This window comes from Bordetella tumulicola, assembly GCF_965138755.1.
Classification (GTDB): domain Bacteria; phylum Pseudomonadota; class Gammaproteobacteria; order Burkholderiales; family Burkholderiaceae_B; genus Bordetella_A; species Bordetella_A tumulicola.
Map to the genome: position 1 here is coordinate 426,964 of NZ_CBCSFP010000001.1, position 17,615 is coordinate 444,578.

Below are 17,615 nucleotides of genomic sequence, written 5' to 3' on the forward strand. Positions count from 1 at the left end.
CCTGGTTGCGCGCGTTGGATTACAGGCATGCTAGGCAGCCTGCGCCAGTCGATGGCTTGGTTGCACAACTGGGCAGGTTTGCTGTTTGGATGGCTGCTGTATGCCGTGTTCATGACCGGCGCACTAAGCGTTGTAGCTGCCGAGATCACGCACTGGATGACACCGGAATTCCTGTCGGTGCGTCCTGCTGATCGCACTCACACTCTGCACATTGCGCAGGACTGGCTCGAAAAACACGCCCCGCCCACGGCCCAAAGCTGGCAGGTCGAATTGCCCTGGGCCCGTCATCCGGCGCTACTAGTGGCCTGGCACCAAGACGGACAAAGCGAAACGGCCTGGCTGGACCCCGCCAGCGGCCAGACTATCTCTCCTCGAGACACAGAAGGTGGCGAGTTTCTGATCGAATTTCACTACAGCCTGCACGCGGGATTGCCAGGCATCTTGTTGGTCGGGCTAGCCAGTATTGTGATGCTGATAGCGCTCTGCAGCGGGCTCATTGTGCACCGTCGTCTGTTCGTCGATTTCTTTACATTTCGGCCCAATGCATCGACCGGACGCGCATGGCTGGATGCGCACAACGTGTTGGGCGTACTGCCCTTGCCGTTTTATTTGATGATTACCATCACGGCGCTGTCGACCTTGTTGCTGACGTACCTGCCCTCCGGTATCAATAGCCGCTACGATGGCAACGCCGCGGCATTTGTGGCGCAGGCCTTTCCGGTTCCTCCACCGCTGCGGGCGAGCTCACAACGTGCGACGACACAGTCATTGGCCACCAGCGTCACTCGTGCCGAAAACTATATCGGACACGATAGGACTGCCAGCGTGTGGGTGCATCAACCCGGTCAGATGAACTCCAGAGTGGATGTCTTGCGCCACTACGATGATCGCTTGATGGCCTTTCCGGATCGAGTCAGCCTCGATGGCCGTACCGGTCAGATACTGCAGATTGCCGACCAATACCGCGCGTCGCTGATCGTGATGCGTGTGATGGGCGGATTGCACTATGGACGTTATGCGGGCGCCGTGCTGCGCGGCTTGTATTTCGTGTTGGGCGTCGCCGGCGCGGCGATGATTGCTACCGGGCTGCTGCTTTTTACCCTACGCCGTACCGTGCGGCCCACCCGATTTGAGCGTGCGGCAAGTCGCATCAACGTCGCGATGATCGCCGGCCCGCTTTACGCGTGCGCGGGCTATTTTTTGGCAAACCGTTTGTGCTGGCCGCAATCGCCTGGCCTGCACGAGCGCGAGGTCACGCTGTTCTTTGCGCTTTGGGCGTTGTCCGCCGCCCACGCGGCCTTCAGGCAACCCAATCGTCTATGGCGCGAGCAATGGTCGGGGTTGACGGCTCTGGTGCTGGCGATACCGCTGATCGATATCGCGACCTTGTTCACACAAGGCCGCCTGCAGGATGCCCTGGTGACGCCAGTGTTTCCCGGAATGTGGATAGGCTGTTTGAGCGTGGCGGCGATTTGCGGTTGGACGGCACAACGCGCAGCAACGTGACCACCGGCCGATTTCCCACCGAAGTACCCGTTGGCAGCGAATCGATGCTGAGCAAAGCTCGGTGCTAAGACTGTTGATCAGCCATCACTCGCAAGGCAATCGTCGCGGCTTTGCTGACATGATCCGCGCATAGTTTCGATGCCCGTGCTGCATCACGACTGCGAATCGCGTCGATAACCGCTTCGAGTTCTTTGACAGTATGCGCCAATCTCCCGGGCTGCCCCATGGAAAATCGGCGCAGCGAGGTAATCCGGTTATTCAGACCGGTCAGCATTTCCTGGACGATCGGATTACCACACGCCTTGAGCAAGACACGATAAAAATCGTTCTTGGCCTTGACGAGTGCCTTTTGATCGTCATTGCCTTGACATGCGGCGATACGCTCTAGGCTGGCTTCGAGGGCGGCGATGTCGCTTTCGGTGGCATGCTGCGCGCAGCCTGCGCCGGCCAGCGCCTCTAGCGCCTGACGCACCGCGTAGATTGCACGCGCCTCTTCCAGCGTGATCTCCGCGACGGCGGGGCCACGATGGGGCACGATCGTGATCAGCGCTTCAGCCTCTAATTTCTGAAGCGCCTCACGCATCAATGAACGACTGACATCAAATAGCTCGCACAACTCGCGTTCGACCAGTTTCTGACCCGGCGCGAACGAGCCATCGATGATGGCGTCCCGCATATGATCAATCACCTGCTTTTTCAGCGAGACATCCACACGTTCAAATTGAATATTCATGGCCCTTGACTCGTTGCCGCGCCGCGTCGCCAACTATGACGATAAGGGCACGTCACAGCGTTGCGAGACATACCGGGCGAGCTCAGTATGATCGGCTCCCTTGCCCAGCGATTCCGACGCCGCGCGCGATATCTTCAGGCAAAGCTGCGAAAACTCAGCGGTATGGTTGTCATCCAATCCCAGAGCGATGCCAAGATCTTTGACCATCAACTCCAGACCAAAGCCGGCATTGTACTTACCCGACAAGACGAACTGCTTAAACTTTTTTTGCGTCGAGTTGTTCATCCCGGTCGAGGCATTCAGCACATCGACCATCATCTCCGGATCGAGCCCAAATCGCTTGCCCATCACCAGGGCCTCCGCACCAATCAAGAACCCGCCCGCCGACACGAGGTTATTGAGCGCCTTCATCGCATGAGCGGTGCCCACGTCACCGGTGCGCACCACGCTGGATCCCATGGCTTTCAGCACGGGCTCTACGGTCGACAGGGCGGCCGAGCTTCCCCCAAACATGATCGACAAGTCACCCGTTTTTGCGCGGCTGACGCCACCCGACACCGGCGCGTCGACCAACTCGACGCCCTGCTTCTCGGCGGCTTGTGCCAACGTGCGCGTCATCGCAGGCGCACCGGAACTCATCTCGACAATGATAGATCCCGGCTTCACGCTGGACAACACGCCATCCGAACCCGTCAAGACCTGCTCGACGATGGCGCTGGTGGGCAACATCGTAATAATGATTGAGGCCTCGCGGGCCACGGCGGCGGGCGTCGCTTGCGCACTGATATTGGCATCGGTCGCCAGTGCGGCGACCGCTTCGGCGTTGGCGTCATAAACCGCGACGCCATACCCGGCCTTTACCAGACAATGCACCATGGGCTTGCCCATGCTGCCCAGGCCAATAAAACCAATTTTCGGTGTTGCCATGTCATGTCTCTCTGTCGATATTCGATAAAACGTCGGCCGCCGGCCCGCTAGGAGGCAGTCCGGCTGTCGGATTTCACTTATTTGTTAATGGGAATATTTGCGTCATGTATCAGTTTTGCGAAGCGGTCCACATCTCTCGTGATCAAGCGCTGCATTTCGTCCGGCCCGCGTCGATCCCCCTTGGGCGCGAGAGCCCCCGCTGCGTTCAGAGACTCCTTGACCTTGGGGTTATCCAGGGCGCCATTTAGCGCGCTGACCAGTTTATCGACGCGATCCTTCGGTGTGCCCTGCGGGGCGGCCACCGCGTTCCAGACGGCCATATCAAACTCTGGCACCCCACCCTCGGCGAACGTGGGCGTGTCCGGCATTTGAGGGATACGCTCGGCGCTCGCCACCGCCAGCGGGATCACACGCCCCCCTTTGCTGGCGGGAATCATCGCTACCGTCTGATCCACCACCATGTCCACCGTGCCGGCCATCAGATCGACCATCGCCGGGCCGGTGCCTCGGTACGGGACCATTTGCGCGCGAGTCTTGGTCAGAAAGAGAAAGTACTCCGCCCCGATATGCCCCGTGCTGCCCGGTCCGCCATTTCCCAGATTGATCGCGGGTTGGGAGCTATCGCGCAGCCGCTTCAATAAGTCCGGCAATCGCTTGATACCGCTGGCTGCGCTGACCGATAACACCATCGGCACTTCCGCCACCAAACCAATCGGTTGCAACTGTGTCTTAGGATCGAATTTCATCGCGGGGTACAAGGTCGGCGCAATCGCAAACGAACCCATATTGCTCAGTATGATCGTATAGCCGTCGTTGGGGGAGCGCAAAAATTTCTGTACCCCCGGCACGCTGCCGACGCCGCCCAGGTTCTCAACAATAACCGTTGTTCCCAGCTCGTTACCCATCGCCTCGGCAACGATGCGGGCTAGGCCATCAGTAGAGCCGCCGGGCGCATAAGGCACGACCATGGTGATCGGCTTATCGGGGTAGGCGTAGGCGCCTGTGCCGAAGGCGACTAACGTCGCCACGATCACGGGGCGAAGAACTTTAAGCATGCGTGTCTCCTCCATCGTCGAATGGATAGGTATTTAGCAGTTCAAGATGCGAAAAAAAAGGCCGGGATGATGTTTTCTTATGCCCAGCCGGATATCGCGGCAGAACCGCTTACTTCTTGTCCTGTGCGGCTTCCTCTTCGTGATATTCCTTGATCGCTTGCGATGCAATCCGGAACGAGTCGATCCCCGCCGGTATCCCGCCATAAATGGCGACGTGCGTTAATGCACCACGGATCTCCGATTCTTTCAGGCCATTGCGCAGCGCGCCCTTCACGTGCAAGGCCAGCTCATGTTGGCGATTCAGCACGCCGATCATGGCCAAGTTCACGAGGCTGCGTTCGCGACGCGTCAGGTCATCATTGGCCCAGCACAAGCCCCAGCATGATGTGGTGGAGATATCTTGCACAATGCGATTGAAATCCGTGGCGTTGGCGATCGACTTGTCCACGTATTCCGCGCCAAGCACTTCACGGCGGACTTTCAGGCCTTTTTCGTACAGTTCGTTGTTCATCGTCTTCCTTAGCGGTGTTGAAGGGGTAAATGACAAAGCAGACTAGCAGGATGCATTCCGCCAAATCGTTGCAGTCAATTTTGATTGATTGTCTGACAATATGGCAATCGTAGGGATTCGCAAAAAAATCGCCTATAAGTATTAACCCTGATATGCGTGCGCTACAATTGTTCTTTAACGGTTGCGGGCATGACGGTCCTGTGCCGATCCACTCCCCCAGAGACTGACTCCATGACCCCCTCCGCGTCCGGAACACGCTCGCCCGGCTTAGTCCTGTTTGCGCTTGCCATCGGCGCATTTGCCATCGGCACAACCGAATTTGCCACCATGAGCCTGTTGCCGTATTTCGCGCAAACGCTCGGTATCGATGCTCCGACGGCCGGCCACGTCATCAGCGCGTATGCACTGGGCGTGGTCGTCGGTGCCCCTTTGATTACGGTCGCGGCGGCCCGTCTGCCACGACGCGCTCTGCTGTTGTGGCTGATGGGCAGTTTTGCGTTGTTCAATGGTTTGTGCGCGTTCGCGCCGACCTACGAATGGATGATCGTGCTGCGCTTTCTCAGCGGTTTGCCGCATGGTGCCTACTTTGGTATTGCCTCGTTAGTCGCCGTGTCGCTGGTCCCCGAAAATCGTCGCACCCAAGCGGTCGGCCGCATGTTTTTGGGATTGACGGTATCCACCATCATCGGGGTCCCGATGGCCAATTGGCTGGGACACGCCGTGGGCTGGCGCTGGGGCTTTGCACTGGTTGCGGCCACGGGCCTGCTCACCGTGCTGCTGATCTCCTTGTTTGCACCCGCTACGCCGGCCGACCCCAAAGCCAGCCCCTTACGCGAACTCAGTGCCTTGCGCCATGCGCAGGTCTGGATGACGCTCGGTATCGGTGCAATCGGTTTTGGGGGCTTGTTTGCCGTCTACACTTATCTGGCCGACATCCTGCTAGAGGTCACCCAAGTCGCGCCGAGCACGCTCCCATTGGTATTAGCCGTGTTCGGCATCGGCATGACCATCGGCAACCTGATCATCCCCAAGTTCGCCGATCGTGCCCTGATGCCCACGGCAGGTGCCATCCTCTTGTTTAGCGCTACGTCACTGGTGATATTCACCTTCAGCATCGACAGTCTATGGACCATCACACCGGCGGTGTTTCTGGTCGGCATCGGTGGCGCGCTGGGCACGGTATTGCAAACCCGCCTGATGGACGTCGCGCAAAACGCCCAGGGCTTGGCCGCGGCACTCAATCATTCGGCGTTCAATACCGCGAATGCGCTAGGCCCCTTGCTGGCCGGATTGGCTCTTTCTCACGGTTATGGATGGCATGCGCCCGGTTGGGTGGGTGCACTGCTGGCATTGGGCGGTTTTGTGTTGTGGGCGATCTCGGTCGCCATGGATAGACAGCGCAATACACTGCAACAAGCCACGTAATCGATACAGGGCGGCCCACGACCCGCTGGTGAAACATCCAACAAAGCCTAGGCAAAACCAACCACATTCCCTATGATCTGACCACGCTGTGGCGGCGCGTCCGCCCCAGTCTGGATCGACTGTTTCGCGTATTGTCATCAACCCAAGGAGTCACGACATGGCAGGTTGGTTTGAACTCAAAAAAGCAAACAACGGGCAATTCTATTTTTCGCTGAAAGCCGGCAACGGGGAAACCATCCTCACCAGCGAGATGTACGTGGCCAAATCATCCGCCACCAGTGGCATTGCCTCGGTGCAAAAGAATAGCGGTGATGGCGCACGATACAAGACCGCGACGTCCTCAAACGGCAAGTTTTATTTCACGCTGCGCGCCGGCAACAATCAGGTGATCGGCAATAGCCAAATGTACAGCACCGAGGCCGCATGCAACGGCGGCATCGAGTCGTCCAAGCAAAACGGCGCTACGCAAGACATCCGCGATAACAGCTAATGTCCTGACATAGCGCGCAACCGGGTACGCCGTGGCGTACCCGCGCTCAATCCTGTGGGGCTAGTGATTTACAAGAACGACTTGCCCTGCTCCAGCACCTGATCGCACGCTTTGCGGGTGATCTCTTCTTTCAAGCCTCCGCCGCTCAGATCCACGGATTGCCCATTGCCGCCCGTCAAAATGCCCTCGGCGCCTTTGGTATAGCTCTCGTCGGATGAGGCTTTTTCAGAGCCACCTAGCTTGCCCATTAATTGGTCCTTCACTGATGAGGCGTCGCCACCGCTGAGGTAGTTGTTTTTCATGCAAAACTCCAGCACGCCCGCCGCATTGCCTGCGGAGCCGGCGCTCACTGAACCGCCGCCCAATGCCGACAGGGCCGAGCTGTCACCGCCACCCAACGCGCCACCCAGCCCTTGCGCCGCGCTACCTGCCGATGATCCGCTTTGCTCTGCCGCGCCACCACCGAGTTGACCTTTGACAGCGTCCATCGATAATTGCGCATGCGCAGCGGTTGCAAAAAACGGGGCAGCAATAATGGCTGCGGCGCCGATAAGATGACGATGACTCAATTCCATTGCATCACTCCAGGCTGAGGAAATCCAACTTATCCTAGCGGTCGCCGGTGTCAAACAACAAGACAAACAACGCAAAGACAACGGCTCGAATGCGACAAATTATGAATACCAGGCGGCGATGCCTCAGGGCGGCGTAACACCCCGATCCGTATTGTCACAGGCCCGACATGTCTGACCTATCGATGGCAGCAGTCCCGCAGTGCCTGCAAGTCGGGTTCTAACCCAATGCCTGGCGCGTGGCCTAGATGGGCCACACCATTTTCCAATACCGACAACGGCTCGCTGAGCATCGACCGCAGCGGGTTGTCGTTCGCATCGATTTCCAGCAATCCGCCGTGATTGAGGCCATCAACGCTGGCCAGAAGATGCGCCGATGCCATGAGCCCCACGCCGGCCCCCAGATAGTGCGGGCAATAACGCAGCCCTGCCGCGCGCACGGCCTGAATCACGGGCAAACATCCCGAAATGCCGCCCCATTTGGCGAGATCGGGCTGGACGACCCGCAGAAATTCCGCATCGATCGCCGACTGGAACATCTCTTGGCCCAGATAGTTTTCCCCTCCGGCCAAAGGCACCGCGGACTGACGCGCCAGCGCTTGCCACTCGGCAAACGGTCGATCGACGCGCAGCGGCTCTTCCAGCCAGGCGATATCCAGCTCGGCCATTGCGGCTGCCATCGTCATCGATGTCGCAAGATCCCAACCCTGATTGGCATCGGTCATGATCGGAACCCCCTGCCCGACGACGTCGCGCGCGCTGCGCAGATTATGCAGATCACGCTCTTGGCCGAAACCGAGCTTGAGCTTGAAAGCGCGATAACCCTCTGCGTGTTTCTTTCGTATCGTGTCCGCCGGATCGTCGGGGTTAATGCCACTGGCATAGACAGGAACCTGATCGTGCTTTCCGCCCAGAAAGGCCCACAGGGGTTGGCCGGCGCGACGGGCACACAAGTCCCATAGCGCCAGGTCCACCCCCGCAATGGCCTGTGCAATCGGGCCCGGCTCGGCAGACTGCAACGCCAAGACAGCGGTCGCCATCGTCAAATGTGCAAAAACCGCCGGGGGATCCTCGTACGCGCGCCCCAACAGCAGGGGTTGCAATACGGTCTCGACCAAGCGCGCGCGGTGCTCTGCCCCGCAAGCGGGAAAATTGCACCATACCTCGCCCCAGCCATGCGCACCATCACGATCCTCGACCCTGACAAAGACCGCCGGGCGGTCGTGCATCGTGCCGAACGATGTGCGTACCGGTTGCTCGATGGGATAGCGCAACACATGCACGCTGAGTTTGGCGGGGTACACGCTGGCGTTGCCCATGACTGACCTCGTGGCGTTAGGGAATCAAGTTCATTTCGACATGAATAAAGTCCCCACGGTATGAGACTTCACTTAAATAGATCACGCGATCATCCTCATCGACGAACACACGTCGCACCTCGGCAATCGGCGTATTGACCGCTATCTGCAGTTGCTGCGCGATCTCGGTGTCGGCCGTGCTGATCGTCAATGCCTGCCGCGCCTGTGCGATCGTCACACTCGGCATGGACACCAATAACGGAATCACGGTTTCGTTGCGAAAGCGCTTGGGATGCCGACGAAAAATGTCTTCGGCCAAATAAATATTGATCACACAATACGGCTGATCGGCGCGCTCATGAATACGCCGCATGAATACATAGCGCTCAGCGGCGATGCCGTCCTTGGGTGTCACAGGGGCGCTATGTATGGCCTCGTCGATCGTGACAATCGTGGGCTTCGTATCGCGATACATATTGGCCAGCTCGGCCAGTGTCGTCTGTACGCGTAGCCAGCGATCATTCGGTGGCTGCCCCGTGACGAACGTGCCGCGCCCCTGTTGTGGCGACACCAATCCCTCGCGCGTCAACACGTCCATCGCTTGACGCACGGTCACGCGGGCTACCCCGAACGCCGCCACCAGCTCGTCCAGTGACGGGACTTTTTGGCCTTGTTCCCATACGCCGCGGCCAATGCGCTGACGCATCAAGTCCGCCAGTTGCAGATAGCGTGGAATGGGGCTGTCGTGAAAGTTGATAGCCATAAACAAATAGCCATATATTGTTTGCTAAACGTATGGTCTACAGTACGATTTGACCTTTAAAAGGTCAAGCGACTTCGCATCTAGACGGAGGAGACATTTTGCGCGATCGTTCATTTGCAAAACGTGTGGCGTTGATTGCCGCGCCGTGGTTGCTGATCATTGCGGCGTGGTATGCCGTGCGTGCCAGCGGGTTGATCAGCCCTGCCCTGGTTCCCAGCCCGCACGAGGTGCTGGCCAGATTCATGGCGCTCATGCAAACACGACTGCCCCACGACATCCTGATGTCCACCCAGCGTGTCGTCGTCGGTGTGGCCTTGGGTATTTTGCTGGCTGTTCCCGTCGGCTTTGTGCTGGGTTGGTACAAAGGGGTGCGCAGCTTTGTCGACCCGGTCATCAATTTTTTTCGGGCGCTGCCACCGATTGCGTTGATTCCGTTGGTGATCGTCTATTTCGGTATTGGCGAGTCAGCCAAGATCGCGATTCTTTTTTATGCGTCATTCTTTGCCGGCGTCATCGTCATGTACGAAGGTATCGCCCAGATCAATCCGATCTTTGTCCGCGTGTCTCGTACCCTGGGCGCGACGGACGGCGAAATCTTTCGCAAGGTGATCGTGCCACTCACGATTCCCCATATGCTGACGGCGTTGCGCGTGGCGCTCGGCGTCGCTTGGGCGACCTTGGTCGCCTCGGAACTCATTGCCGCGCAACAAGGATTGGGCGCGTTAATCCAGGATGCCTCGTCATTCTTTCAGCTCGACATCATTTATGTGGGCATTATTTGCATCGGTTTGATCGCGCTGGTCATGGACCTGATTCTCCGCGCGGTCGCCCGCCGTTTGGTCGCCTGGCAGGAGCGCATCGCATGACCGTTGATACCTCGCCGGTACGTATCCGTTTTTCCGATGTCGCCGTGGACTTCCCCACGGCGGATGGCCCCATGCGCGTTCTGGATGGCATCAACTACGACATTCATCAAGGCGAGTTTGTCTCGGTGATCGGACCGTCGGGTTGTGGCAAAACCACGATGATGAATATGGTGGCAGGCTTTCTGCAGCCCACGCAGGGCGCGGTGCTATTGGATGGCAAGCCCATCACCGGCCCGGGCCCCGATCGGGGCGTGATTTTTCAGGAGTACGGGGTCTTTCCCTGGCTGACGGTCAAAGAGAACATCGCATTCGGCTTGAATTTGCGCGCCAATCGGACCGGCCGCGCGGAACGCGACGACATCACGCAGCGCTATATGACCCTGATGGGGCTGGCAGACTTTGCCCACCATCATCCCAAGCATTTGTCCGGTGGTATGCGGCAACGCCTGGCCCTCGCACGCGCGTATGCCGTCAAGCCGCAGTTTCTGCTGATGGACGAGCCCTTTGGCGCGCTCGACGCGCAAACCCGTTCGGCGATGCAGGACTTGCTGCTGCAAGTGCTAATGGCCGAAAACAAGACCGTGATGCTGATCACGCACTCTGTCGAAGAGGCGATTTATTTATCTTCGCGCATCGTGGTCGTCACGGCCCGGCCGGCACGTATTCGCACCGTCATTGATGTGCCGTTCTCTTATCCTCGCGCAGAGAATCTGCACGAAGATCCGCGTTTTGGCGAACTGCGTTCGCAAATACGCAGCCTGGTGATGCAAGAGTACGCCAGGCAGGCCAGCCAGACGGTACGTCTGGCTGATTAATGCTTCACCTCCATTATCTTGCTCGCTAGAAAGGAGTTCCTCATGATCAACCCGCAGCGCAGAACACTATTGAAAACCGGCGCCCTCGCGGCTGCCATGTCAGGAATCGGCATGCCCCTGTTGGCACGTGCCGCGCAGCCTGTTCGCGTGGGCTATCTGCATACGCCCGCCGTCGACGCGCAGATCTGGACGGGCCTGGAGATCGGTGCTTTTACTGAGCAAGGCCTGGATTTGCAGATGATCAAATTCACCACAGGACTCGAGCTCTTTCAGGCCATGATCGGCGGCAGTCTGGATGTGCTCTCGACCGGAGCGGTCGTATCGAACTTTCCGGCGCGCGGCCAGGGCAAGGTCTTTCTGATCAATAACGTCGAGTACGCCACCGCCCAACTCTGGGTACGGGAGGACTCGGGCATCAAGAGCGCCGCGGATCTCAAAGGCAAAAAAATATCGACGACGACCGGCACCACGGCGCATGTGTTTCTGAACCGTGTCTTGCAGGGTGCCAATCTGGAAGAAGGCAAAGACGTGCAGATCGTCAACCAACGCATGACCGAAGCCGTCACGTCGTTTATCTCGGGCGCCGTACCCGCTGTGGCGCTATGGGTGCCGTTCGATGTCACCATCAAACAAAAAGTCAAAGGCGCACGCATGCTGGTCGATGCCTCGGCGTTTTATCCCGAGGCGGCCATCGTCGGTGGCTGGGCGGCACGCAACGACTATTACGATAAAAACCCGCCATTGATTCAATCGCTGATCAAAGGCTGGGTCAAGGCCAATGATCATCTGCTGTCGCATACCGATGACGCCATCACGGCGCTGCAAAAGAAGCAGTATCCCCAAGTGCCGCTCGCCGATCTGAAAGAGCAATTCAAGGCATCCAAATACTTTACCTCGAGCGAATGGCGTGCCAAGTATGCCGACGGCACCGTGACCAAATGGCTGCAGCAAGTCACCGACTTTTTTGTACAGGCCGCCAACATTTCGAATCCCGTACCGGCCAGCACGTACTTCGATCCCAAGCCCTATATGGACGTGGTTAAAGCCTGAGCCCTTTCCCAATACGCGATGCCTCTCACCTATGACTACATCATCGTGGGCGCCGGCTCTGCCGGCTGCGTCCTGGCCAATCGCCTGAGCGCAGACCCGGCTTGTCGCGTCCTGCTGCTGGAGGCCGGCGGCGCCAACACCGGATTCTGGTTAAAGCTGCCGGTGGGTTATTTTCGGTCCATCTACGACCCACGTTATTCATGGCAATTTGCCGTGGAGCCTCAGGCGGAAACGGGTAATCGACCCATCGTCTGGCCGCGCGGGCGGGTGCTGGGCGGATCCAGTTCCATCAATGGGCTGATCTATATCCGTGGCCAGCATGCCGATTATGACGACTGGGCTCGGCTGGGTGCGACGGGCTGGGGCTATCGCGAGGTACTGCCTATTTTCAAACAATCCGAATGCTATGCCGGCGGTGAAAACGACTACCACGGCGAGCACGGTGAATTGCATGTCTCGAACCTGCGTAACGATCATCCTTTGTGTGACGCCTGGCTACAGGCGGGCGCACAGGCCGGCTATCCCGGTAGCCCGGATTTCAACGGCGCGCAGGACTCGGGACTGGGCAGTTATCAGTTGACCCTGAAAGGTCATTGGCGCGACAGCGCGGCGACGGCCTTTCTGCGCCCTGCCCGCTCACGTCCAAACCTGACCGTGTTGACGGGTGCGCATGTGACCCGTCTGCGGATCGAGCGCGGTGTGTGTCAAGGCGTCAGCTGGCTACACGATGGCAGGACGATGCAGGCCGACACCACGGGTGAAGTGATTCTGTCCGCGGGCGCCCTTCAATCGCCCCAGTTGCTGCAACTGTCTGGCGTAGGCCCCGCCGAGTTGCTCCGCAAACACGACATTCCTGTTCACGTCGACGCCCCGGAGGTCGGCCGCAATCTGCAAGACCACTACCAGGCGCGCGTGATTGTCAAGGTCAAAAACAAGCTGTCGCTCAACGACGAGGTGCGTAATCCGCTCAAGCTCGCGCGCATGGGAGCCCGGTGGCTGTTCGAAAAATCAGGTCCGCTCACGGTCGGCGCCGGCCAAGTCGGCGGCATGGTGTGCACCGAGCACGCCCGCGATGGGCGCGCCGACATCCTGTTTAATGTCATGCCGCTCTCGGTCGACAAACCGGGCGATCCACTACATGGATTCTCGGGATTTTCGGCGTCGGCCACGCAGTGCCGGCCGGACTCTCGCGGCACCGTCGAGATCCGTTCGACCGATCCCCTGGCGCCGCCGCGCATCGTCTCCAACTACCTGACTGAGCCACACGATATCAAAGTGCTGGTTGCAGGATTGCGCATGCTGCGCGATATTTATCATCAACCTGCCTTTCGTGAATTTGTGACGGGCGACGAGTACATGCCCGGGTCCATCGTGCAAAACGATCATGACCTGGCCCAATTCGCGCGCCAGCGGGGTGGCACGGTGTTCCATGTGTCGGGGACATGCCGCATGGGCAGCGATGCGGCGGCCGTCGTGGATCCCGCCTTACGCGTGCAGGGTGTCGACCGCCTGCGCGTCATCGATGCATCGGTGATGCCGGCCATGGTCTCGGCCAACACGAACGCGGCGGCCATCTTGATTGGCGAAAAAGGTGCGCAATTGATTCGACAGCGCGCTTAGGTCATTCAATATTTAGTTTAGGTGATTCAATATTTAGCTTAGACCATTCAATATTTATATTAATTCATGTTTTTTATGACTGGATTGGCAAAGATACTCGAAACAGGAGTGGTTCTATCCCTATACTAGACTGAAGTTGCGGATCCGTTCGGTACACCGCCCCCATCCAGTATCAGGAGACTATCCATGTCCATCACAGGTGACATGCTCATCGGCGCCGGCGCCGTGCGCGGCACACAGGGCGCCCAGCGCGCGTTTGACCCCGCCCGAAACGAACCCATCGAACCTGAATTCGGTCTGGGCGGCAAGGACGATGTCGATCGCGCTTGCGCGCTCGCGGCGGCTGCGTTCGATCCCTATCGCGCCGCACCGCTGAGCCAGCGCGCGGATTTCCTGGAAAGCATTGCCGATAACATCATGGCCGTGGGCGATGAGTTGATTGCGCGCGGTATGGCCGAAACCGGCCTGCCCGAGGCTCGCCTGCAAGGTGAACGCGGTCGCACCGTCGGCCAGTTGCGCTTGTTCGCGAAAGTGGTGCGTGATGGTTTGTTCTTGAACGCCACCATTGACCCGGCGCAACCCGAGCGCAAACCGATGCCACGCTCGGATCTGCGCTTGGCGCGCGTACCGCTGGGTCCGGTCGCCGTGTTTGGCGCCAGCAATTTCCCGCTGGCATTCTCCGTCGCGGGCGGCGACACGGCATCCGCACTGGCAGCCGGCTGCCCCGTCGTGGTCAAGGCGCACAGCGGTCACCCCGGCCTGTCCGAGCTAGTCGGCCGTGCTATCCAGAAAGCCGTCAAAGACAATAACCTGCCCGAGGGCGTGTTCTCGCTGCTGTTTGGCGCGGGCCGCACCTTGGGTGATGCATTAGTCGCGCATCCCGCCATCAAGGCGGTTGGCTTTACCGGCTCGCGCCAAGGCGGACTGGCGCTGGTTCGCACTGCCAATGGTCGCCCCGAGCCGATCCCGGTTTATGCCGAGATGAGCAGCATCAACCCGGTATTCCTGTTTCCAGGCGCCCTGTCTGCACGTGCGGAAGGCATTGCACAAGGCTTCGCGGCCTCGCTCACGGGAAGCGTCGGCCAACTCTGCACCAACCCCGGTCTGCTGATCGCGATCGATGGTCCGGATCTCAAGCGCTTTGAGGCTGCCGTCACCGAGGCCCTGCAACAAGCTCCCGCCGGTACCATGCTCACGCCCGGTATTGCCGATGCGTATCAGTCTGGTGTCGCACAACTGCGCAACCTCGACGGCGTGGATTGCGTTGCCCAAGGGCAAAGCAATGAAGGACGGCCCAATAGCGCACAAGCCGTGCTGTATCGCACGGATGCCCAGCGTTTCCTGCAAGACAAGGCCCTCGAAAGCGAAGTCTTCGGTCCCGCCTCGCTGCTGATTCGCGTACGCGACGTGGCCGAAATGCGCGAGGTGGCCGAGCATCTCGAAGGCCAGCTCACCAGCACGCTACAAATCGAGGCCAGCGATGTCGAGGCCGCACGCAGCCTCGTACCCGTACTGGAACGCAAGGCCGGCCGTATCCTGGCCAACGGGTTCCCGACGGGCGTAGAGGTCACGTATGCCATGGTTCACGGCGGTCCGTTCCCGTCTACGTCGAACACGATGTACACGTCAGTCGGCGCCACGGCCATTGATCGTTTCTTGCGTCCGGTGTGCTATCAGGACCTGCCCGATGCCCTGCTGCCCGAAGCCATCCAACAGGCAAACCCGCTGGGCCTGTGGCGTCTGGTCGACGGCACGCCGCAACAACCGTAAGCACAACGAGCGCGGCTAGCGAAATCAGGCGCTAATACGGCCGACGAAGCGTCGACAACGGGGCGAAGATGGCATTGGCTGTCTTCGCCCCGTTTGTCGTCTCTTTGCCGTCCTTGTGCCCTTTCTTTGTCGCCCTGCTGTCTCTCTTTGTCCTCAGGCTGCGCTTAACTTGCTTTCAGGCCTAGCCTTCAGAGACACGCCATCCTCGCTATCGTCCACCCGATCACGCTCCGCCACGCGATCCAGGAACGCGTCGACGGCGGGGTTATCTGATTGCTGACGCCAGGCCAAATAAATATCGGCGTACAAATTTTTCTGTGCAATGGGACGAAACTCTACGCCATCGAAATGCAGCTCGCGTGCCGAGTCTGGCACGATACCGTAGCCCAACCCCGCGCGAACCAGCGCAACCAGGGTGTGTGTCTGACTGGCTCGTTGAACATAACGCGGCGCCACATTCGCCAAGCCGAACGCTCCGACAATCCGATCATGAAAATACCGGCTGTCGCCCGGCGAATATAAGATCAGCGGCTGGTGATGCAATGCCCGTAGCGGCACCGACTCCATTTCCGACAGGGGCGACCCCTGCGGCAACGCCAGGACGAGCGCCTCACGCTCCATCAAGCGTTTTTCCAGACCTTGGTGCGGCGGCACATGTCGAGTCAAAGCCACGTCGAGCTCACCCGCGAGCAACTGCCGGCCCAAGTCGCTGGACACCATTTCGCGCAACTCGATTGTGACGTCCGGCAAGACCGTCTGAGCGCGCATCAACAAGGCCGGCATCAACCGATAGGCCGCCACTGCGGTGTATCCCAGCGTCAATTGCCCGGCCTCGCCGTGCGCTGCCCGCTGCGCCGCCAAGGCCGCCCGTGCCGAGAAGTCGAGCAGGTGACGGGCATCGCGCAGCAGACGCTGTCCTGCCGATGTGAGCTTGACGCTGCGGCTATGCCGTTCCAGCAGCATCACCCCGAGGTGCTGTTCCAGCATTTGAATCTGCCGACTCAGTGGCGGTTGCGTCATCCGCAAGCGCGCCGCTGCCCGACCAAAGTGCAATTCCTCAGCCACTGCAACAAAACACTCTAATTGACGCAGCTCCATTACACCCCCTATTAATTCAATATAGGTATTAGACCATGTTATTTGTAGCTCAATAGGTATTGAATGCCTATCGAAATCTATAATTTTCAGACATTGTGGAGACAGACATGAAAACGAAACGAAAACCCCTGCTGCGTACCAAAATTGCGAGTGTCATGGCCCTGGCGATAGCGGCATGCATGCCCATGGCCGGCCATGCCGCGGCGGACTATCCCAGCCGGCCCGTTTCGCTGGTTGTACCGTTCTCGCCGGGCGGCGGCACTGACATCTCGGCACGCATTCTGTCCGAGCGCCTGGCCCAGGTACTGGGCCAAACGGTGGTCGTGGATAACAAGGCCGGTGCGGGCGGCCAAATCGCTGCCGACCTTGTATCGCGCGCAGACCCCGACGGCTACACCTTGTTGTTCGCCAATTCCGGCATGCTGGCCATCAACCCCTGGATTTATAAGCTCAAGACCGACCCTGCCACCGCCTTTGCGCCGGTGTCGTTGTTCTCGGACTTGCCCTTTGTGCTGGTCGTGCCGCCATCGCTCAACGTCAAGACGGCGAAAGATCTGGTCGCACTGGCCAAAGCCAAACCCGGCGAACATACTTTTGCGAGCTCGGGCACCGGCGGCGCACCGCATCTGACCGCGGAAATTTTCCAATTGGCGACCGGCACTGAACTCTTGCACATTCCCTACAAAGGCGGCGGTCCCGCCATGGCCGACTTGATGGGCGGCCGTGTCGACATGCTATTTGCATCGGTGCTCGAAACGAATTCATTCGTCCAGGCCGGCAAGCTACGGGCGCTGGCCGTCACCGGCAAAGAACGCTCGCCCGCGATGCCGGATGTCCCCACCATTGACGAAGCCGGTATCAAGAACGCCCAGGGCGGCTCCTGGACGGCCGTGCTCGTGCCCGTGGGCACGCCACAGCCAATCATCGACAAACTGTCGCAAGCGATTCGTGAGGTCGCCAACGAAGACGCTATCAAGGAAAAACTATTGGCTCAAGGCGCCGGCGCACACGGCTCTACACCCGAAGAGTTGGCGCAACTCGCCGCGACGGAACGCGCGCGCTATGGCGAGATCATCAAGGCGCGTGGCCTGCAGGCGCAATAGCGCTTTTCCCTTG

17 protein-coding genes are annotated in these 17,615 nt (G+C 59.3%); 9 read left to right on the plus strand and 8 right to left on the minus strand.

Translation table 11 applies throughout. The features are described from left to right. Nucleotides 1–27 precede the first annotated feature (27 nt). On the plus strand, nt 28–1,506 hold the full coding sequence (locus tag ACNAZS_RS02005) for a PepSY-associated TM helix domain-containing protein (protein WP_415785626.1): 1,479 nt from the start codon (nt 28–30) through the stop codon (nt 1,504–1,506). 64 nt (nt 1,507–1,570) lie between these two features. Here ACNAZS_RS02005 and ACNAZS_RS02010 read toward each other — a convergent pair whose 3' ends face one another. The 4 genes from ACNAZS_RS02010 to ACNAZS_RS02025 form a co-directional block, all read right to left on the minus strand. Then, nucleotides 1,571–2,239: a GntR family transcriptional regulator gene (locus ACNAZS_RS02010; RefSeq protein WP_415785628.1), complete on the minus strand. Its 669-nt coding sequence runs from the start codon at nt 2,237–2,239 to the stop codon at nt 1,571–1,573. Between the two features lie 33 nt (nt 2,240–2,272). Further along, nucleotides 2,273–3,166, minus strand: a complete 894-nt coding sequence (locus ACNAZS_RS02015) for an NAD(P)-dependent oxidoreductase (RefSeq protein WP_415785630.1) — start codon at nt 3,164–3,166, stop codon at nt 2,273–2,275. 77 nt (nt 3,167–3,243) lie between these two features. Then, entirely contained in the window at nt 3,244–4,221 is a 978-nt protein-coding gene (locus ACNAZS_RS02020; RefSeq protein ID WP_415785632.1) for a Bug family tripartite tricarboxylate transporter substrate binding protein, read from the minus strand. A gap of 109 nt (nt 4,222–4,330) precedes the next feature. Then, nucleotides 4,331–4,732 carry a carboxymuconolactone decarboxylase family protein gene (locus ACNAZS_RS02025; RefSeq protein ID WP_415785634.1) on the minus strand — a complete coding sequence of 134 codons (402 nt, stop codon included), beginning with the start codon at nt 4,730–4,732 and terminating at the stop codon, nt 4,331–4,333. A gap of 231 nt (nt 4,733–4,963) precedes the next feature. On the opposite strand from ACNAZS_RS02025, the gene ACNAZS_RS02030 reads away from it, so the two are divergent. Together ACNAZS_RS02030 and ACNAZS_RS02035 are read left to right on the plus strand one after the other, a co-directional pair. Then, complete coding sequence (locus ACNAZS_RS02030) at nt 4,964–6,157, plus strand: MFS transporter (protein ID WP_415785636.1); 1,194 nt, start codon at nt 4,964–4,966, stop codon at nt 6,155–6,157. 157 nt (nt 6,158–6,314) lie between these two features. Then, a complete protein-coding gene (locus ACNAZS_RS02035; protein WP_415785638.1) occupies nt 6,315–6,647 on the plus strand; it encodes a YegP family protein in 333 nt (110 codons plus the stop codon). Nucleotides 6,648–6,715: 68 nt separating this feature from the next. On the opposite strand, the gene ACNAZS_RS02040 is transcribed toward ACNAZS_RS02035, so the two are convergent. The 3 genes from ACNAZS_RS02040 to ACNAZS_RS02050 all read right to left on the minus strand — a co-directional run bounded on the left by ACNAZS_RS02040 (nt 6,716) and on the right by ACNAZS_RS02050 (nt 9,280). Continuing rightward, entirely contained in the window at nt 6,716–7,222 is a 507-nt protein-coding gene (locus ACNAZS_RS02040) for a YjjA family protein (RefSeq protein WP_415785640.1), read from the minus strand. A 176-nt stretch (nt 7,223–7,398) separates the two neighbouring features. Beyond that, on the minus strand, nt 7,399–8,538 hold the full coding sequence (locus tag ACNAZS_RS02045) for a mandelate racemase/muconate lactonizing enzyme family protein (RefSeq protein ID WP_415785642.1): 1,140 nt from the start codon (nt 8,536–8,538) through the stop codon (nt 7,399–7,401). Nucleotides 8,539–8,554: 16 nt separating this feature from the next. Next, nucleotides 8,555–9,280 (minus strand): GntR family transcriptional regulator, encoded by a 726-nt coding sequence (locus ACNAZS_RS02050; protein ID WP_415785644.1) that lies wholly within the window; start codon nt 9,278–9,280, stop codon nt 8,555–8,557. 98 nt (nt 9,281–9,378) lie between these two features. Between ACNAZS_RS02050 and ACNAZS_RS02055 the strand changes: the two genes are divergently transcribed. The 5 genes from ACNAZS_RS02055 to ACNAZS_RS02075 all read left to right on the plus strand — a co-directional run bounded on the left by ACNAZS_RS02055 (nt 9,379) and on the right by ACNAZS_RS02075 (nt 15,401). Next, complete coding sequence (locus ACNAZS_RS02055) at nt 9,379–10,146, plus strand: ABC transporter permease (RefSeq protein WP_415785646.1); 768 nt, start codon at nt 9,379–9,381, stop codon at nt 10,144–10,146. After that, complete coding sequence (locus ACNAZS_RS02060; protein ID WP_415785648.1) at nt 10,143–10,961, plus strand: ABC transporter ATP-binding protein; 819 nt, start codon at nt 10,143–10,145, stop codon at nt 10,959–10,961. Before ACNAZS_RS02055 ends, ACNAZS_RS02060 begins: the two co-directional genes overlap by 4 nt. A 42-nt stretch (nt 10,962–11,003) precedes the next feature. Continuing rightward, nucleotides 11,004–12,011, plus strand: a complete 1,008-nt coding sequence (locus ACNAZS_RS02065) for an ABC transporter substrate-binding protein (RefSeq protein ID WP_415785650.1) — start codon at nt 11,004–11,006, stop codon at nt 12,009–12,011. A gap of 18 nt (nt 12,012–12,029) precedes the next feature. Further along, entirely contained in the window at nt 12,030–13,631 is a 1,602-nt protein-coding gene (locus tag ACNAZS_RS02070; RefSeq protein ID WP_415785652.1) for a GMC family oxidoreductase, read from the plus strand. Nucleotides 13,632–13,817: 186 nt separating this feature from the next. Continuing rightward, nucleotides 13,818–15,401: an aldehyde dehydrogenase (NADP(+)) gene (locus ACNAZS_RS02075; protein ID WP_415785654.1), complete on the plus strand. Its 1,584-nt coding sequence runs from the start codon at nt 13,818–13,820 to the stop codon at nt 15,399–15,401. A gap of 153 nt (nt 15,402–15,554) precedes the next feature. On the opposite strand, the gene ACNAZS_RS02080 is transcribed toward ACNAZS_RS02075, so the two are convergent. Further along, complete coding sequence (locus ACNAZS_RS02080; RefSeq protein ID WP_415785656.1) at nt 15,555–16,499, minus strand: LysR family transcriptional regulator; 945 nt, start codon at nt 16,497–16,499, stop codon at nt 15,555–15,557. A 107-nt stretch (nt 16,500–16,606) separates the two neighbouring features. Here ACNAZS_RS02080 and ACNAZS_RS02085 point away from each other — a divergent pair, with 107 nt between their 5' ends. Beyond that, nucleotides 16,607–17,602, plus strand: a complete 996-nt coding sequence (locus tag ACNAZS_RS02085; protein ID WP_415785658.1) for a Bug family tripartite tricarboxylate transporter substrate binding protein — start codon at nt 16,607–16,609, stop codon at nt 17,600–17,602. Nucleotides 17,603–17,615 lie beyond the last annotated feature (13 nt).

What these genes read in the sequence shown, in the direction of transcription:
- ACNAZS_RS02005 (WP_415785626.1), top strand. Translation starts at nt 28, where the DNA reads ATGCTAGGCAGCCTGCGCCAGTCGATGGCTTGGTTGCACAACTGGGCA.
- ACNAZS_RS02010 (WP_415785628.1), bottom strand. Translation starts at nt 2,239, where the DNA reads ATGAATATTCAATTTGAACGTGTGGATGTCTCGCTGAAAAAGCAGGTG.
- ACNAZS_RS02015 (WP_415785630.1), bottom strand. Translation starts at nt 3,166, where the DNA reads ATGGCAACACCGAAAATTGGTTTTATTGGCCTGGGCAGCATGGGCAAG.
- ACNAZS_RS02020 (WP_415785632.1), bottom strand. Translation starts at nt 4,221, where the DNA reads ATGCTTAAAGTTCTTCGCCCCGTGATCGTGGCGACGTTAGTCGCCTTC.
- ACNAZS_RS02025 (WP_415785634.1), bottom strand. Translation starts at nt 4,732, where the DNA reads ATGAACAACGAACTGTACGAAAAAGGCCTGAAAGTCCGCCGTGAAGTG.
- ACNAZS_RS02030 (WP_415785636.1), top strand. Translation starts at nt 4,964, where the DNA reads ATGACCCCCTCCGCGTCCGGAACACGCTCGCCCGGCTTAGTCCTGTTT.
- ACNAZS_RS02035 (WP_415785638.1), top strand. Translation starts at nt 6,315, where the DNA reads ATGGCAGGTTGGTTTGAACTCAAAAAAGCAAACAACGGGCAATTCTAT.
- ACNAZS_RS02040 (WP_415785640.1), bottom strand. Translation starts at nt 7,222, where the DNA reads ATGGAATTGAGTCATCGTCATCTTATCGGCGCCGCAGCCATTATTGCT.
- ACNAZS_RS02045 (WP_415785642.1), bottom strand. Translation starts at nt 8,538, where the DNA reads ATGGGCAACGCCAGCGTGTACCCCGCCAAACTCAGCGTGCATGTGTTG.
- ACNAZS_RS02050 (WP_415785644.1), bottom strand. Translation starts at nt 9,280, where the DNA reads ATGGCTATCAACTTTCACGACAGCCCCATTCCACGCTATCTGCAACTG.
- ACNAZS_RS02060 (WP_415785648.1), top strand. Translation starts at nt 10,143, where the DNA reads ATGACCGTTGATACCTCGCCGGTACGTATCCGTTTTTCCGATGTCGCC.
- ACNAZS_RS02065 (WP_415785650.1), top strand. Translation starts at nt 11,004, where the DNA reads ATGATCAACCCGCAGCGCAGAACACTATTGAAAACCGGCGCCCTCGCG.
- ACNAZS_RS02070 (WP_415785652.1), top strand. Translation starts at nt 12,030, where the DNA reads ATGCCTCTCACCTATGACTACATCATCGTGGGCGCCGGCTCTGCCGGC.
- ACNAZS_RS02075 (WP_415785654.1), top strand. Translation starts at nt 13,818, where the DNA reads ATGTCCATCACAGGTGACATGCTCATCGGCGCCGGCGCCGTGCGCGGC.
- ACNAZS_RS02080 (WP_415785656.1), bottom strand. Translation starts at nt 16,499, where the DNA reads ATGGAGCTGCGTCAATTAGAGTGTTTTGTTGCAGTGGCTGAGGAATTG.
- ACNAZS_RS02085 (WP_415785658.1), top strand. Translation starts at nt 16,607, where the DNA reads ATGAAAACGAAACGAAAACCCCTGCTGCGTACCAAAATTGCGAGTGTC.